The organism is Mesorhizobium sp. M7A.F.Ca.US.007.01.2.1, assembly GCF_003998165.1.
Classification (GTDB): Bacteria; Pseudomonadota; Alphaproteobacteria; order Rhizobiales; family Rhizobiaceae; genus Mesorhizobium; species Mesorhizobium ciceri.
In genome coordinates, this window is the sequence record NZ_RZQP01000041.1 from 21160 (window position 1) to 36312 (window position 15153).

At 58.8% G+C, this 15153-nt stretch carries 16 protein-coding genes; 13 read left to right on the forward strand and 3 right to left on the reverse strand.

Annotated features, from left to right (window positions below; genetic code table 11):
- Window positions 1-13: 13 nt before the first annotated feature.
- Window positions 14-922, reverse strand: a complete 909-nt coding sequence (locus EN949_RS10560) for an MBL fold metallo-hydrolase (RefSeq protein WP_127365518.1) — start codon at window positions 920-922, stop codon at window positions 14-16.
- Between the two features lie 117 nt (window positions 923-1039).
- On the opposite strand from EN949_RS10560, the gene EN949_RS10565 reads away from it, so the two are divergent.
- Window positions 1040-1630, forward strand: a complete 591-nt coding sequence (locus tag EN949_RS10565) for a biotin transporter BioY (protein ID WP_027164125.1) — start codon at window positions 1040-1042, stop codon at window positions 1628-1630.
- Window positions 1631-1838: 208 nt separating this feature from the next.
- Here the strand turns inward: EN949_RS10565 and EN949_RS36475 are convergent, their stop codons facing one another.
- Both EN949_RS36475 and EN949_RS37245 read right to left on the reverse strand, forming a co-directional pair.
- On the reverse strand, window positions 1839-2018 hold the full coding sequence (locus EN949_RS36475; protein WP_245461881.1) for a hypothetical protein: 180 nt from the start codon (window positions 2016-2018) through the stop codon (window positions 1839-1841).
- Between the two features lie 5 nt (window positions 2019-2023).
- A complete protein-coding gene (locus EN949_RS37245) occupies window positions 2024-2287 on the reverse strand; it encodes a hypothetical protein (RefSeq protein ID WP_348630570.1) in 264 nt (87 codons plus the stop codon).
- A 554-nt stretch (window positions 2288-2841) separates the two neighbouring features.
- On the opposite strand from EN949_RS37245, the gene EN949_RS10575 reads away from it, so the two are divergent.
- The 12 genes from EN949_RS10575 to EN949_RS10630 all read left to right on the forward strand — a co-directional run bounded on the left by EN949_RS10575 (window position 2842) and on the right by EN949_RS10630 (window position 15046).
- Window positions 2842-4119, forward strand: coding sequence for a sugar transferase (locus tag EN949_RS10575; protein WP_245458898.1), 1278 nt, complete (start codon window positions 2842-2844; stop codon window positions 4117-4119).
- A 43-nt stretch (window positions 4120-4162) separates the two neighbouring features.
- A complete protein-coding gene (locus EN949_RS10580; RefSeq protein WP_127365517.1) occupies window positions 4163-5437 on the forward strand; it encodes a nucleotide sugar dehydrogenase in 1275 nt (424 codons plus the stop codon).
- On the forward strand, window positions 5437-6462 hold the full coding sequence (locus EN949_RS10585; protein ID WP_127365516.1) for an NAD-dependent epimerase: 1026 nt from the start codon (window positions 5437-5439) through the stop codon (window positions 6460-6462). The genes EN949_RS10580 and EN949_RS10585 overlap by 1 nt, the downstream gene beginning before the upstream one ends.
- 97 nt (window positions 6463-6559) lie before the next feature.
- A complete protein-coding gene (locus EN949_RS10590; protein WP_164755502.1) occupies window positions 6560-7390 on the forward strand; it encodes a glycosyltransferase in 831 nt (276 codons plus the stop codon).
- Window positions 7387-8655 carry a hypothetical protein gene (locus EN949_RS10595; protein ID WP_127365514.1) on the forward strand — a complete coding sequence of 423 codons (1269 nt, stop codon included), beginning with the start codon at window positions 7387-7389 and terminating at the stop codon, window positions 8653-8655. The genes EN949_RS10590 and EN949_RS10595 overlap by 4 nt, the downstream gene beginning before the upstream one ends.
- A complete protein-coding gene (locus EN949_RS10600; protein WP_164755503.1) occupies window positions 8648-9424 on the forward strand; it encodes a class I SAM-dependent methyltransferase in 777 nt (258 codons plus the stop codon). The genes EN949_RS10595 and EN949_RS10600 overlap by 8 nt, the downstream gene beginning before the upstream one ends.
- A 5-nt stretch (window positions 9425-9429) precedes the next feature.
- Complete coding sequence (locus tag EN949_RS10605) at window positions 9430-10239, forward strand: methyltransferase domain-containing protein (RefSeq protein WP_081714306.1); 810 nt, start codon at window positions 9430-9432, stop codon at window positions 10237-10239.
- A complete protein-coding gene (locus tag EN949_RS10610; protein WP_164755366.1) occupies window positions 10217-11374 on the forward strand; it encodes a glycosyltransferase in 1158 nt (385 codons plus the stop codon). The genes EN949_RS10605 and EN949_RS10610 overlap by 23 nt, the downstream gene beginning before the upstream one ends.
- Complete coding sequence (locus EN949_RS10615; protein WP_127365511.1) at window positions 11371-12513, forward strand: glycosyltransferase family 4 protein; 1143 nt, start codon at window positions 11371-11373, stop codon at window positions 12511-12513. The genes EN949_RS10610 and EN949_RS10615 overlap by 4 nt, the downstream gene beginning before the upstream one ends.
- Before the next feature lie 57 nt (window positions 12514-12570).
- On the forward strand, window positions 12571-13005 hold the full coding sequence (locus EN949_RS10620) for a hypothetical protein (RefSeq protein WP_127365510.1): 435 nt from the start codon (window positions 12571-12573) through the stop codon (window positions 13003-13005).
- Window positions 13006-13157: 152 nt separating this feature from the next.
- On the forward strand, window positions 13158-14216 hold the full coding sequence (locus EN949_RS10625; protein WP_024503658.1) for a DUF977 family protein: 1059 nt from the start codon (window positions 13158-13160) through the stop codon (window positions 14214-14216).
- A gap of 344 nt (window positions 14217-14560) precedes the next feature.
- Complete coding sequence (locus EN949_RS10630; RefSeq protein ID WP_127365509.1) at window positions 14561-15046, forward strand: hypothetical protein; 486 nt, start codon at window positions 14561-14563, stop codon at window positions 15044-15046.
- Window positions 15047-15153 lie beyond the last annotated feature (107 nt).

Consider the following 15153-nt stretch of genomic DNA (forward strand, 5'->3'; position numbering starts at 1 on the left):
TGGGCTGCGTTGCCTATCCGGCCGGCGTGAAAATGCCGTCGATGGCCGGTGCGGAATCGGTCACAACCAGACCGCGCGCCGTCAGATCCTCGAGATGGGCAAGCACCGACAATCCGGCGGCGCCATGCAGCCGCGGATCGGTATCCCTGTAGATCGCCCTGACCATGTCGGGAATCGTCCGGTCGCCTTCTCTGACCCGCTCCAGGATGGCTCGCTCGCGCATCTTGCGGTGCGTCTTCAGCCCGCGCATGAAAGCGCGCGGCGCCGTCACCGGCCCGCCATGTCCGGGCAGCAGCAAGCGGTCCTCGCGGTCGATCAGCCGGTCCAGCGAGGCCATGTAATCGGCCATCGCTCCATCCGGCGGGGCGACGATGGAGGTTGCCCAGGCCATGACATGATCGGCCGAAAACAGGATGCCGGTTCCTTCCAGCGCGAATGCCGCATGATTGGCGGTGTGGCCCGGGGTCAGAACCGTCCTGATCGACCAGCCGTCGCCATCGACCGCCTCGCCGTCGGAAAGGGCGATGTCGGGAACGAAAGCCATGTCTGCACTGGCGTCGAGCGCATTGGTCTCGCCGATATGCAGGGCTCTTGCCGGCCGGTGCGGCCCCTCGGCCAGCACGATGGCGCCGGCGCGCTCTTTCAGCCGGGCCGCCAGCGGGGAGTGGTCGCGATGCGTATGGCTGACGAAGATATGGCTGACCGGCCGGCCTGCGATCACCTCGAGCAGGGTCCGCAGATGCGCCTCGTCATCCGGCCCCGGATCGATCACCGCCAGCGTATCGCGGCCAACAATGTAGCTGTTGGTGCCGTGAAAGGTGAAGGGGCTTGGATTGCGGGCCGTGATGCGCTGGACATCGGGGGCGACGCTCACCCCCTGGCCATAGAGGGGGTCGAAGCCGGTATCGAACTTCAGTGCCATGCATCGGTGCCTTGTTTCGGGAAACGGCAAAACCGATTGCCGCATAACACGCAAGCCAATATAGGAGGATGTGAGGCCGCGAACATCTGGTAGCGGCAATCGGATTGGGGAAATACCATGGCAATTGCAACTACGATGCGTCCGCTTGTTTCTCTGGCTCTGCCGCAAAGCGGCGCGGCGCGGCTGGCAACGCAGCTTTTCCTGGCCATCGCCGGAACGCTTGTGCTGACACTGTCGGCCAAGACCAAGGTGATGCTCGGGCCGGTCGACATTTCGATGCAGACACTGGCCGTCCTTCTGATCGCCGCCGCCTTCGGCATGCGTCTCGGCGTCGCCACCCTGCTGCTCTACATGGCCGAGGGAGCCATGGGCTTCCCCGTCTTCCAGAGCACGCCTGAAAAGGGTCTCGGCATTGCCTACATGCTCGGCTCGACCGGCGGCTATCTCGCCGGCTTCGTGGTCATGGCGGCCATTGTCGGCTGGGCGGCGGATCGCGGCTGGGACCGCCATCCGATCAAGCTTTTCAACGCCATGCTGGTTGGCGAAGTCGTCATGATGGCGATGGGCTTTGCCTGGCTGGCGCTGCTCATCGGTCCGGAAAAGTCGTGGCAGTTCGGCGTCGTGCCGTTCATCGTCGGCGACCTGATCAAGGTGGCTCTCGCGGCAAGCCTGGTGCCGGCCGTCTGGACGCTGCTCAAGCGCGGCTGAAGCCCGAGCAGGCCAGCGGCTTGAGCAATCAAGCCTTGGCTGGCATGGGGTGATTGGCGGATTTCAGCGTGGCGTCTGCCAAGTAATCACACTTAGGTTTCTGGAAACAGCTTCGGAAACAGTGAATCCAATGCGTCGGCCGGAAAGCGTAGCGACACCGGACCTTTGGGTGTTTCCGACGCCAACAGACCGAGCGCGATCACCTCATTCAACACGCGACGCGCCGTGCGTTCGGCAGTCCGCTAATGCGAGACGCTTCGCCGCGTTCAAATTCGCCGCGCATTAGCGCTTCCTCCAGGAGGCGGGCGGCTTCGGGTTTGAGGCCACTGCGCTCGACGTAGCGACGCAGCCGCTTCGCGAGCGTGTCGAGATCGAACAAGCCGGTCATAAAGTTCACCTGATCGATGCACACCTGCATGAACCATAGCGTAAAGTCGCCGAGTGCGCGCTCGGAGAGGTTGCCCCGTCCGTCGAGATCACCCTGGCGGGCATATCGGCATGATCCATCATGCGCTTGTAGTCCGTGCGGCTTTTCACGCCGCGCGCTAGACCGCGTGAGATCGACCACAGCCCGTGCGCGGCGATCCCAGCCTCATGGGCCATGGCGTGGCTCATCAAACGCCTGACGCGGCCATTGCCGTCGGGGAACGGGTGAATGTAGTTGAAACGGTTTCTTCCATGTCTGGCCGATCTTGGCTTCTGCTAAATACGTATAAAGATATATTTCGAATTTGCCCGGATATTTGGCCGATCTTATGGCCGATGATCGGTACCGTGCCGGCTTCCGCCGGCCATACGCATCTGACTAGGTTGCCGTCCCGACGACACCAACATACAGCTGCTTCGGAACGCAATATCTCCGCTCTCTAGATCGATCTGTCTCGGCTCCCAGGCGACTTGCCAAGGGGTTGATCGCCGAAGCGGTGCTGGAAATTACATCGCATTATTGGCCCTATCGTTCGGCGTTGGTGCGTTGCAGACGGTATCTTTTTAATCGCATAAAGCAATGCTGTTGATCAAAAGTTCCCGCACTGTTGATCCGAGAAATAGATGCTTGCTGGAGCAGCCGCGCTGTCGTAGCTCTTGGTCTCCGACTGTATCGAATCGCCGGGGGGCGAGACGTCCGATTCGTTTTTGTGCGCGAGCAGGTCAGATCCACTATCGCGCTGGTCTGTCGCCGACACGGCAGCCTTGGGGAAGGGGGGAAGACATTGAATGTCGCAGCGTCGACTATCGTCGGAAGCCGGCACTTCCTGTTCAGGATTCGGTTTCAACTGCTTGGCGGACTGACATTCGCGGTTTTTGCGCCGGCGATTATCCGGATTGTCTTCAATCCTGAATTTATCTATTCGGCCAATCTTCAGGTAACAGTAGCCGCTGCGGTCATCGCTCACCTTGTGGGCTTCTTATCTTATCGCCGCATCGGAAATTTCCCGGGCGTGGCCGCGGCAAGTTACATCTTGCCGACATTTGCCCTGTCCTACGGGGCTGTTTTCCTGACCATCTTCTTTTTTCGGTTCGAGTACAGCCGGTTTCAGGCCGCCGCCAGTTTCACGCAGTCCACGCTCTGGTATTTCGGCCTGAGCCTGTTGACGCGGCGTCTCGATCCGTACCGGCTCGTCGTGATTCCCGGCGGAGATGTCGAGCGCCTCAAGACATTACCGGGTGTGCATTGGTTTTGGATCAAGTCGACCAGTACGATAATCGAAAGAGCCAGCGGCGTGGTCGTTGATCTGCGTGCCGATCTTGGCGCGGAGTGGGAACGATACATCGCGGATCGGGCCCTTTCGGGAACGCCCGTATACCACGTCAAGCAGGTCAGCGAGTCGCTGACCGGTCGGGTCGAGATCGAGCACCTGTCGGAAAACACGCTTGGTTCGCTCAATCCGAACCAGGCCTACCTCAAGATCAAGCAGGCGGTCGACTGGGTCTCGGCACTTGTCTTGACTATCGTTCTTTCCCCCGTTCTGGCGTTGATTGCGCTGCTGATCCGGCTGGATTCCGATGGTCCCGCGCTGTTTCGCCAGCAACGCATGGGCTACCGGGGCAAGATCTGCACGGTCTACAAGTTTCGCTCGATGCGCCAGCACTCTGGCGCCGGCAGCGACAAGGAGAGGGCGATCACCAGGCACGACGATGATCGCATCACCCGAGTCGGGCGTTTTCTGCGAAAATCCAGGATCGACGAACTGCCGCAGGTCATCAACATCCTGCGTGGCGAAATGAGTTGGATCGGACCGCGACCGGAAGCTGTCGTGCTGTCACAGTGGTACGAGGCTGAGCTGCCATTCTATCGCTACAGACATATCGTCAGGCCAGGCATAAGCGGGTGGGCACAAGTAAATCAGGGGCATGTGGCTGCTGTCGATGACGTTATGGAAAAATTGCACTATGATTTCTATTACATAAAGAACTTTTCGCCTTGGCTGGATGTTTTGATAACTCTCAAGACAATGAAAACGATGCTTACCGGCTTTGGTGCGAGATGACCAATGCGAAGCATGGCTCTGGAATAGCAAGCGCAGGAAGCAGATGGATCTCGCCTCCGGGAAAATAGCAATCATCGGGCTTGGCTATGTCGGTCTGCCGCTGGCGGTCGCCTTCGGCGTCACCAGGGATGTCGTCGGCTTCGACATCAACCAGCCGAGGGTGGACGCGCTGAAGCGTGGCGACGACCATACGCTGGAAGCCAGCAGCGATGAGATCAGTGCCGCGTCGCGGCTGACATTCACCACCGACAAGGCCGATCTGCGCGATTGCGGGATTTTCATCGTCACGGTTCCGACGCCGATCGACAGGGCCAACCGTCCGGATCTGAAACCGCTGATCATGGCATCGACTTTGGTCGGTGAGGTCATCTCGCCAGGCGCGGTGGTGATCTTCGAATCGACGGTCTACCCCGGCTGCACGGAAGAGGTGTGCGCTCCGCTGATCGAGAAACATTCGGGCCTGCGCTACAATGAGGGGTTCTTCCTCGGCTACAGTCCCGAGCGCATCAACCCGGGCGACCGGGAGCATCGGTTGCAAACGATCGTCAAGGTCACCAGCGGCTCGACGCCGGAAGCGGCCAAAGGTATCGATGCGCTCTATGCCTCGATCGTGCCGGCAGGCACACACCGTACCTCGAGCATTGCGGTCGCCGAAGCGGCCAAGGTCATCGAGAACACTCAGCGCGACCTCAACATCGCGCTGATGAACGAGCTGTCGCTTATCTTCGGCAAGCTCGGCATCGACACCTCCGAAGTGCTGGAAGCCGCCGGCACCAAATGGAATTTCCTTCGCTTCACGCCTGGTCTGGTCGGCGGCCACTGCATCGGCGTCGATCCCTACTATCTCACCCACAAGGCCCAGGAACTCGGCTATCATCCGGAGGTGATTCTTGCCGGCCGCCGTATCAATGACGGCATGGGTCAGCATGCGGCGGATCAGACGGCCCGCCTGATGATGCGCAAGGGAATACCTGTCGTTGGCAGCCGGATTCTGGTGATGGGCGCGGCCTTCAAGGAAAATTGTCCGGACCTGAGGAATTCCAAGGTCGCCGATATCGTTGCCCAACTGAAGGAATACAATGCCGGCATCGACATATGGGACCCCTGGGTCGACGCGCAGGAATGCGCGCGTGCCTTCGGCGTAGCGAGCATGAAGGACATTCCCGACCAGCGCTATGACGGCGTTATCGTGGCCGTCGGCCACAGGCAGTTCCGCGCTCTGGGCGTCGACGGCCTGCAGGCTCTTTGCAAGACCCCCGGCGTCATTTACGACATCAAGGGTCTGTTTCCCAGGCATGTCACGGACGGGCGCTTCTGATGAAGGTTCTGGTCACCGGCGCGGCCGGCTTCATAGGGTATCACGTAGCCAAGCGGCTGCTGGAGCGCGGTGACGAGGTCGTCGGCATCGACAACGTCAACGACTACTACGATCCGGAAATCAAGGAGGCGAGACTGCAGCTCCTGGACGAAGCGAGCCGCAAGACCAATGCCGGATACCATTTCATCCGCGGCAATCTCGCCGACAAGAGCGTGGTCGACGCCTGCTTTGCCGACCACGCATTCGACCGGGTGATCCATCTCGCCGCCCAGGCCGGGGTTCGCTACAGCCTGGAAAATCCGCATGCCTATGTCGAAAGCAACATCATCGCCTACACCAACATGCTGGAGGCCTGCCGCAACAGCGCCGTCGCGCACCTGACCTATGCCAGCACCTCGAGTGTCTACGGCGCCAACACCGACATGCCGTTTTCCGAGCATCGTCCGGCCGACCACCCGCTGCAGTTCTACGCCGCGACCAAGCGCGCCAACGAGCTGATGGCGCACAGCTACAGCCATCTGTTCGGGCTGCCGACGACCGGGCTTCGCTTCTTCACCGTCTATGGCCCCTGGGGGCGCCCGGACATGGCGCTGTTCCTGTTCACCAAAAACATTCTTGCTGGCGAGCCGATCAAACTGTTCAACAACGGCAACCACACGCGCGACTTCACCTATGTCGACGACATCGCCGAAGGCGTGATCCGTGCCAGCGACAGCCCGGCCACGGGCAATGCCGCCTGGGACTCCAGCCGTCCGGATCCGGCCACAAGCAGCGCCCCCTGGCGCATCTTCAACATCGGCAACAACAACCCGGTTAAGTTGACCGCCTATGTCGAGGCGCTGGAAAACGCGCTCGGCCGCAAAGCCATCGTCGAACTCTTGCCGCTGCAGCCCGGCGATGTGCCCGATACCTTTGCCGACACCTCGGCGCTGGAGCAGGCGGTCGGCTACCGCCCGACGACGACAGTGACCGAGGGCGTCGGGCGGTTCGTCGAGTGGTACAAGGCTTACTTCGGGCGGGGATAAGGCTCGGTGTTTCTCGGCTGATCCGCGCTGTTCCATGATCACGTAACCAGGAGCAGATGGAATCGACACGGCTCGCAAACAGGCAGTCTGCAATCCGTTGCAGTCCAAGGCGCTATTGAGCGTCTGCATCCCCACGTTCAATCGGCGGGATCGCGTTGCGGCGCTGGTTCAGCAACTGCTACGTGCGGACTGCCCATTGCAGATATGCGTCCATGTCGACGGTTCGACCGACGGAACGAACGAAGCGCTTGCGAAAATCGCGTCTCGCGATTCCAGTTTGGTGGTCACCACTGGCCCGAATGACGGCAGAGGCCGCGCAATGTTTTCGGCGATTGCTTCCGCCACTGGCGACTATTGCATGGTCTTCGATGATGACGACGATCTCTTCGCCGATCGCTTGCCGGAAGTCTGTGAGCACCTTTCGCAGAGAGGTGTCGATGAGAAGATTGCGGGTTTTGTGTTCTCGATGGCTCTTGGCCACCCAGAGACGGCAGCAGAGCCGTTTCCGTTGGAGCGGACAAACCTGATAAAGATGCGGGCCGACGAACGGGTGGTCGGCGACAAGAAGGAGGTTATCAGAACTCCTTTGCTTAAACGGGTTGCCGTGCCCCCTGCGGGGCGGTTCCGCCGTGTTCCAACATCTCTTCTCTGGTCCAGATTGGCGATCGAATACGACGTTATCTGTGTCAATATCGAGATTGGACGAAAACGATATTTGCCGGAGGGGATGACGGCAAGGATTCGGCTTCTTCAGCGACAAAATGCATACCCGATGTTGTTGCTGAACTTGATCTACATCAAGGCATTCTGGCTAGGACGGTATCGGTCGGTTCGGTTCCTGGGTAAGGCGGTTCTTGCCTGTTTGAGCTTTGGTATCTTGAGTTTCCCGTTCTTGCTCAAGAGATCATTCGTGCGGGTGACTTCATGAAAGAAGCCAGCCTGTGGAAGTTGGTGGAAGCCATCGTAATACGAATTGTTCCTGGTCTTCTGAACATAGCGACATTGCTGTACATCGGAAGCCATCTGGAGACTGGACAGTATGGTATTTTCAGCACGACGATTGCGACAGTTTCATTTATTTCGACACTTGTTTTTGGAGTCGCGACCTATTCGATAATGCCGGTTTCCGCAAAAATGCATGCCGCGGGAATGGGTAGAGAGTACGTATCGTCCATTTTGACCGTGCTTGCAGTTGTGGCGTTGTTTGTCGTCCTGGCTGGGCTGGCACTCACGTGGCTGGGATTTGGCAATGCCGTTGCCGCGACCATCATCATTTCTTTCGGCTTGCACACCGCACTTCAAGAGATTTTGAGGTCACAACTGCGTTTGTGGGCGTACGGTTGGTCGGCGATTGGCCAGGCCGTAGCATACCAGGCAGGAGCCATAATCCTGCTTGTCGGCGATGCGAAAGTAGGATCGGCTCTTGCCGCCTTTTCGCTCTCCTATTTCGTCGGAGCGCTGATTTCATTTGCCTTGCTGGGACCTAGGAATCTGAGACGACCTGGCTTTTCCTATCTTGCCGGGTCTCTGGTCACAGGCTGGGGATTTGTGTTGAGCAATCTGGCCGAGAGCGGCGTGTTTGTCGGCATTCGATACATTGTTTTGTTGCTTGGCTCCGAGACCCATCTCGGTGTCTTCTCGTTTTGTGTCGATCTTTCACAACGGTCTGTCGGCTTCTTCATGAACGCGGCCAGCTTCGTTTTCGTGCCAAGGGCGTTTCTCAGTGCCGCAAATGGAAACGTCAGGGAGTTTCGGCGCGGACTGTTCGAAGGAGCGGCCATCGCACTCATTTTTGCGGCTGCGGCTGCGGCCGGAATAGTTGGCCTGTTTTTCTCGGGCCATGCCTCCGGATGGCTGGGGAAGTCTTTTGATCCTGCGGTGTTCGGGATCGTTTCTTGTGCTGTTCTGGTCAACAGGACGAAAAAAGTGATCATCGACCCGTTTGCGCTTCGGTCGAACAAAGCGATGACGTTGACCTATTCCTACGCGATAGGGGCGTTGGCTTGCTGTTGTCTGGCGGCATTGGGCCTTTGGTGGCGGGTGCCGCTTGGCAGTGAAATGGCATTTTTGTTCGGATATGTCGTTGCCGCGGCCTGTTCCTTTTTCGCATTGAGGAATGTGATTGCAGACCAAGGGCCTGGTGCGAAACAGCGCACGGTTTTGATGGTCGGGCCGGATGCCAGAAATGAATGAGAAGAAAGCATTTTACGACGAGAAAAACAGGCGCATCGTCCATGTCGGCACGGTGGCCGATGACGACTATTGGGATTCTCACTGGGCCGACGGGATTGTCTTGAGGCCGGATCGCTTTGTCGTTGAAACCACCAAGCGATATCTGACCGGATCGGCCAAGGTCCTGGACGCTGGATGTGGCTTGGCCAATACGGTCCATGGCCTCCACCAGGCAGGCTTTTCCGCCTACGGGATCGACTTCGCGCAGAAGACCGTGGGGATGGTGAACCGTGCCGCGCCCCATTTGCAAGTGACCGTGGGGGATGTTCGAGCAACGGGCTTCGCGGACGGATTCTTCGATGGGGTGTGGTCCCTGGGGGTGATCGAGCACTTCTTCGACGGTTACGATGAGATCGCATTGGAGATGAGGCGCATCATCCGGTCAGGAGGAGTTGCCTTCGTGACAGTGCCGAGCATTTCTCCTCTCCGACAGTTGAAGATCAGCATGGGTCTCTATCCCAGGTTTTCAGGTGAACAGGCCGGATTTTACCAGTTCGTTCTTGGGCCGTCTTCGATTGTTTCCAGTTTCGAACAGCACGGCTTCAAGCTTCTGGGATCCCAGCCAAGGGGAGGCTTCAAGGGGCTGAAGGACGAGACATTTTTCTCCAAGCCGATGCAGGCCTGGTACGACAGCAAGAATGGAATCCTGAGAGGTTTGCGTGCTGCCGCGGACCGGTTGCTCGGCCCATTTTCGCATCATACGCGGCTCTACGTCTTCCACAGGATATAGCGCGGATGTCCAATCCGAGTGGGCGCAGATCGCCAAACGAAACCGGTGGTGAAGCAGTATCGATATTGCGAAAGTTTGTTCGTGCGAATGTGGCTGTTTCCGAGTTCCTGGACAGAGCTCTGCCGCGACGCCTTCGCATCGACGGCAACCGGACCTTTGCGACGGAGATAGCACCTCCCTTACTTACCTCAAACGCACGGGTTTACGACCTTGGCGGGGGCGCCAGGCCGTTCGTCAGTCTTTCGGAGAAGCGGCGCCTGAGGCTTTTTGTCGTTGGGCTCGACCTCGACGCGGAAGAGTTGTCGAAAGCGCCGCGCGGAATATACGACGAGGAGATTGAAGCGGACCTTACCTCGTTTAGGGGGAGGGGCGATGCTGACGTCGTCATTTGCCAGGCAACGCTCGAACACGTCCGTGATGGCGAGGGTGCCTTGCGCGGCATTGCCAGTTGCGTGAAGCCGGGAGGCGTGGTTGCCATTTTCTCGCCCTCGCGCAACGCTGTTTTTGCCAGATTGAATCGGGTCCTGCCGGAGGGGATGAAACGACGGCTGCTTTTTGCGATCTATCCTGAAAAGGGCATGGGTCATGACGGGTTTCCGGCCTTCTACGACAAGTGCTTGCCCAGTGACGTCGAGACAATCGCAAAACGGAACGACCTGGAACTTGTCGAGCGCCGTCTGTTCTGGAAAAGCTCCTACTTCTATTTTTTTGTGCCGGCCTTTCTTGCCTGGCGCATCTGGTTAGGCGTTTCGGCCCTGCTTCTCCGCAAGGATGCCGCTGAAACCTACGCCTATGTCTTTCGGCGAAAACAGTGAGTTCCCGCGGCTCATGAAAAGGAAGCTCGCGCTGATCGCCATTCCGCTCGACAGAAGAGGCGGTGCCGAAACCATCTTGAAACTTGTTGCGCGCGCACTCGCGAGACGACCCGACTGGGACGTCGAAATCGGCTTCTTGGGTGGCCAGGCGGCGGGCGAGGCCGCTGGATCACACCAGAAGGGAATTCGGTGCAGCTACGGCTTTGGCGGCGGTAAGGCCATGAGCGAGTTTTTGCTCGCTCCGCGGCTGATCCGGCATCGGTACGATTTGGTGTTCTCGAGCCACGCACGGGTAAACTCGTTTCTGGCTGCCGCGCGAAGCGTGGGACTTCTCCGCAGCCACAGGCTGGTCGCCCGCGAGTCCACGGTGCTTCTGGACCGCTTCAAGGGTCTTCGCGCGCTCGCTTACAAGGCGCTCTACGCTGCCTATGGCAGCCAGGACATGATAGTCGCGCAAACGAGCTATATGAATGAACGCCTGCGTGACGTATTGCCCCGCCGAGCAATCGCCAAGCTGCGTACTTTGCCCAACCCGGTCGATGAAGATCTCATCGTCAAAATGTCCATGGAGGCATTGCCCGAGCACGACGCCGAGATACTTTCCCGCCGTCCGCAGATAGTCTGGTGCGGTCGGCTGATTGATGTGAAGCGTCCGACGATCGCGGTTGATGTGCTGGCCGAGGTCAGACGAAGGACCGGCGAGGATTATGAGCTGACCATGGTTGGCTCCGGACCCATGGAAGCGGAGTTGAGAGCCCGCGCTGGCGAGCTTGAGCTGGCCTCGCGACTAAATCTGCTCGGCCAGAGAGACAACCCGTTTCCACTGTTTCGCGCAGCGCGTGCCGGCCTGCTCACGTCGGCGACGGAAGGATTTCCCAACGTCCTTCTGGAAATGATGGCTTGCCGGATTCCTGGCATCGTCACCACCCCCTGTGCGGGAGATCTGGACATGCTGTCGGGCCTGGAGATTTCAGCCGGCTTTGGCCCGTCGGAAGTTGCGGAAGCACTGCTGAAGGTCATCCAAGGCGGCGATCGGTCGGCCTTGTACGGAAAGACCTTGTCGGAAAGATCGCCGGATCGGTTTGCGGATATGCTGTTGAGAGCGCCGTCGTCATATCCGGGTGGGCAGAGATGACGCCCGTTGCTCGCGACAAGATAATCGTCTCGATAAACACATCCTGGAATGTCGTCAATTTCCGCAAGGGATTGATCGAGGCGCTGCGGAGCCGTGGCTATGAGGTGGTCGTCGTCGCGCCGAGAGACGCGTATTCTTCGCTGATTGCGGCCATGGGCTGCCGCTATGTCGAACTCGACATGGACAATTCCGGCACGTCACCGTTGCGGGATCTGGTCCTTCTGTGGCGCTACTGGCGTCTCTTGCGGCGCGAGAGACCGCTGGCGTTTGTCGGCTTCACGATCAAGCCCAACGTGTTCGGCTCCATCGCGGCCAATCTGAACGGCATTCCCGTCATCAACAACATTTCGGGATTGGGGACGGCGTTCGTCCGCGGTGGTCTGCTGCTCAGGATTGCCAAGGTCTTGTACCGGGTGGCGTTGGCCCGTTCCAAAATGGTTTTCTTCCAGAACGACGATGACCGGATGCTGTTCGTCGATGAACGCCTGGTTCGCAAGGATCGAACCGCGCTCTTGCCTGGCTCCGGCATCGACCTCGTGCGTTTTGCCCCGTCGTCCGAAGCGCGCACCGGGTCTGGCGCCATCGTCTTTCTTCTCGTGGCCCGGCTTCTCTGGGACAAGGGTGTCGGCGAGTTCATCACGGCGGCCCGTCGGGTTTGCCGTGAGGTGCCCGGAGTGCGTTTCCAGCTGCTCGGCTTTCTTGATGTCGAAAACCGGACCGCGGTCAGCCGCGAGCACGTGGAAAAATGGGTTGCCGAGGGATTGGTCGAATATCTCGGCTCCACCGACGATGTGCGGCCTTTCATGCGTGCCGCCGATTGTGTCGTGTTGCCCTCCTACAGGGAGGGAACGCCGCGCTCGCTGCTTGAGGCGGCTGCGATGGGCAAGCCGCTGATCGCAACCGACGTGCCAGGATGCAGGGAAGTGGTGGACCACGCCGTCAATGGCTTCCTGTGTAAGGTGAGGGACCCTGATGACCTTGCGAGCAAGATGGTCGAGTTTGCGCGGCTGGACGGCTCGTCCAGGGACAGGATGGGGGCCCGGAGCAGAAACAAGGTCGAGCGGCAGTTTTCGGAAACGATCGTCATCGAGAAGTACATGCAGCAGATAGAAAGACTGAGCGCCCTTGCGACGAAATGAGCGGACCGGCCGCACAGGGTCGGATGGAGGATGGTTTTGTCAGTCAGGAGCATAGCGTTGCTTGCCGTCGTGGCTGTTTTGTTTGGTGTTGGCTTTCTGGGCATAATCGTCATGCAGAGGGGCGGCCCGTCCCCCGCGAAGCCGGTAGCCGCGCTCGAGCCGTTTGACGGCAAGCTCGCCATTCCATCGGTCGATGATCTGCGCGTCGGCGGTCGCAAGATCCTGCTGTGCGGGGCGGCGTTTTCCAGGCCTCAGGCTATGCGCCTCCTGGTGACGGAAGCGGCGCGCCGAGACTATCAGGGGCTCGTCCTGGCCTGCAAACCTGTAGGTGCCGGAACACCTTGCGACGGCAAGATCGCTTCCAGGGTTGGCGATACCCTTGTTGTGCAGTGCCTGACGGCTGAGGGGGAAGATTTGGCCACCATACTTACGCAGGGCGGAATTCTCTGCGGCCAGCCGGTTCAGGCCGGCGCAACGTACAAACCTTGCTGAGCGGCCGCCAGTACAGACCGGAGGCTGTTGCGGCGAAGGGAGTGGGTCTTCTTGTCAAGCTGGTCCGGCTGCCCGCATTTGGGTATTTATGGGTCCTTTATTGGGTATGTCGGTTCTTGAATTTTCGGGTATTTTTGGGTATATTTGTGGGTATGACGCTGAAGACCGACTCTCTGCAAATTACCGCCGAGATCCTTGCTCTGGTCGCGGAGATCGACGAATTCAAAGGCGCTTGGCGAGCGCTGGGCGCGCTCGCTCCAGAGCGCCTATCGGCTCTGCGCCGCGTTGCGACAATCGAGAGCATTGGCTCTTCTACCCGTATCGAAGGAAGCAGGCTTACTGACGGCGAAGTGGAGCAGCTGCTCGCCAACCTCGACATCAAATTCTTTGGGTCCCGAGACGAACAGGAAGTTGCCGGATATGCGCAGGTCATGGAAATGATCTTCGCGCATTTCGATGCAATTGATCTGACCGAAAACCACCTGACACAGCTACACCGTGACCTGCTGGCGTTCAGCAACAAGGATGAACGCCATCGCGGTGCATATAAGACACTCGCCAATAATGTCAGTGCGTTCGATGCCGACGGAAAAGAGATCGGCGTCATCTTCGAAACGGCGACGCCTTTCGATACGCCGAAGCGGATGAAAGAGCTTGTCGAGTGGACACGCGACACACTCAACGAGCAAAGCCTGCACCCTCTGCTCGTCGTCGCAATCTTCACGGTGGTGTTTCTGGAGATACACCCATTCCAGGACGGGAACGGACGGCTGTCGCGCGTTCTGACGACGCTCCTGCTGATGCGCAGCGGATATGCGTATGTGCCTTACTCTTCCCTCGAAAGCGTGATTGAGAACAGCAAGGAAGGCTACTATCTGGCGCTACGCCAGACCCAGAAGACGATCCGCAGCCCGAACCCCAATTGGCAGCCATGGGCTGTGTATTTCCTGCGCGCTCTGCAGCAGCAAAAGCGGAGATTGGAGAAAAAAATCGAGCGAGAACGTCTTGTGCTCGGCACGTTACCCGAACTCTCTCTGCAAATCGTTGAGGCCATCAATGAGCGTGGACGCATAACCATCAGCGAGATTGTTAACCTGACAGGTGCAAACCGAAACACCGTCAAAAAACACTTGGCCATTCTGGTCGAAGCGAACCATCTGGCCCAACATGGAACCGGCAAGGGAACGTGGTACGGCCAAAATAGGCGGTAAAGGCTTCAAGTCTGAGGCACGTCGACTTGGTGAGTTGGATCGAGGTGGGGGCATGGAGCCAGATCTCTATGGCCGGCGCGCTCAGCTTGGTCAAATCTTATCGAGCCAGTCACCGCGGAAAGGAGACCTCGAATTTTTGCCCGATAATAAGAAACCTGTGATAGGTAGTCGAAAACTATTAATGCGGTTGGCTAAAGTACTGTGCTCGGACAGACACGCATCAGCTTAAATCGCCTCGCGCGCGCGAAACAGGTTGGAATTGTGGCCAAAAACTGGTACGCGCTAATGAACTGCCTTGGACTGGGTGCGCCGGAAGCGGTGCAGCAAGAGGGGATCGAAGACTGATGAACCTTGTGGTTAAAACTGCGCTTGCCGTATTTGTCGTGTCAATCGGGTTTGGTTCAGCTTCATCGTTTGCCCAGGATGCTTCGTGCAGCTGCGCGACACCCTATCAAGGTTCGGCAAGCCCGATCGGATCCATTCATTCCGCCATCGGTGATGTGATGGTGTCGCAAACAACGGGCTATGGCGCTGCCAAGGTCGGAAGCGCGCTCGATTTTGGTAGCCGTGTGGTGGTTGGCGCCAAGGGCGCGGCCTCCGTTCTGGTCGGCGGCTGCAGTCTGGAGGTTTCGGCCAATTCGAGCCTCGACGTTTCCCGCCTTGGCAACAACATCTGCCTCAAGCTTGTCGGCTCTGAGCAGACGGCTGCTATTCAGCCCTCCGGTGGCGGCGCCGGGTTCGGTCCGCCGGAGGCGATTTTCACGGGCGCGCTTCTGACGTCTGGCGTGCTCGCGGCGACGCAGGACGACGACAACGGCGTCAGCCGCTGACGAAGATTAAGCGGTATTGGCCGCTGTAGTGAAAGTGCTGGATCGGTCGGCGGCCCGGCTAGTTTATTGGATTCGTTAACCATTTGCTTTATTGCTTGGGGTGGGGT

Excerpts from the sequence above, each read along its gene's own strand:
- EN949_RS10560 (WP_127365518.1), bottom strand. The coding sequence starts at position 922 with ATGGCACTGAAGTTCGATACCGGCTTCGACCCCCTCTATGGCCAGGGG.
- EN949_RS10565 (WP_027164125.1), top strand. The coding sequence starts at position 1,040 with ATGGCAATTGCAACTACGATGCGTCCGCTTGTTTCTCTGGCTCTGCCG.
- EN949_RS36475 (WP_245461881.1), bottom strand. The coding sequence starts at position 2,018 with ATGACCGGCTTGTTCGATCTCGACACGCTCGCGAAGCGGCTGCGTCGC.
- EN949_RS10580 (WP_127365517.1), top strand. The coding sequence starts at position 4,163 with ATGGATCTCGCCTCCGGGAAAATAGCAATCATCGGGCTTGGCTATGTC.
- EN949_RS10585 (WP_127365516.1), top strand. The coding sequence starts at position 5,437 with ATGAAGGTTCTGGTCACCGGCGCGGCCGGCTTCATAGGGTATCACGTA.
- EN949_RS10595 (WP_127365514.1), top strand. The coding sequence starts at position 7,387 with ATGAAAGAAGCCAGCCTGTGGAAGTTGGTGGAAGCCATCGTAATACGA.
- EN949_RS10600 (WP_164755503.1), top strand. The coding sequence starts at position 8,648 with ATGAATGAGAAGAAAGCATTTTACGACGAGAAAAACAGGCGCATCGTC.
- EN949_RS10605 (WP_081714306.1), top strand. The coding sequence starts at position 9,430 with ATGTCCAATCCGAGTGGGCGCAGATCGCCAAACGAAACCGGTGGTGAA.
- EN949_RS10610 (WP_164755366.1), top strand. The coding sequence starts at position 10,217 with ATGTCTTTCGGCGAAAACAGTGAGTTCCCGCGGCTCATGAAAAGGAAG.
- EN949_RS10615 (WP_127365511.1), top strand. The coding sequence starts at position 11,371 with ATGACGCCCGTTGCTCGCGACAAGATAATCGTCTCGATAAACACATCC.
- EN949_RS10625 (WP_024503658.1), top strand. The coding sequence starts at position 13,158 with ATGACGCTGAAGACCGACTCTCTGCAAATTACCGCCGAGATCCTTGCT.
- EN949_RS10630 (WP_127365509.1), top strand. The coding sequence starts at position 14,561 with ATGAACCTTGTGGTTAAAACTGCGCTTGCCGTATTTGTCGTGTCAATC.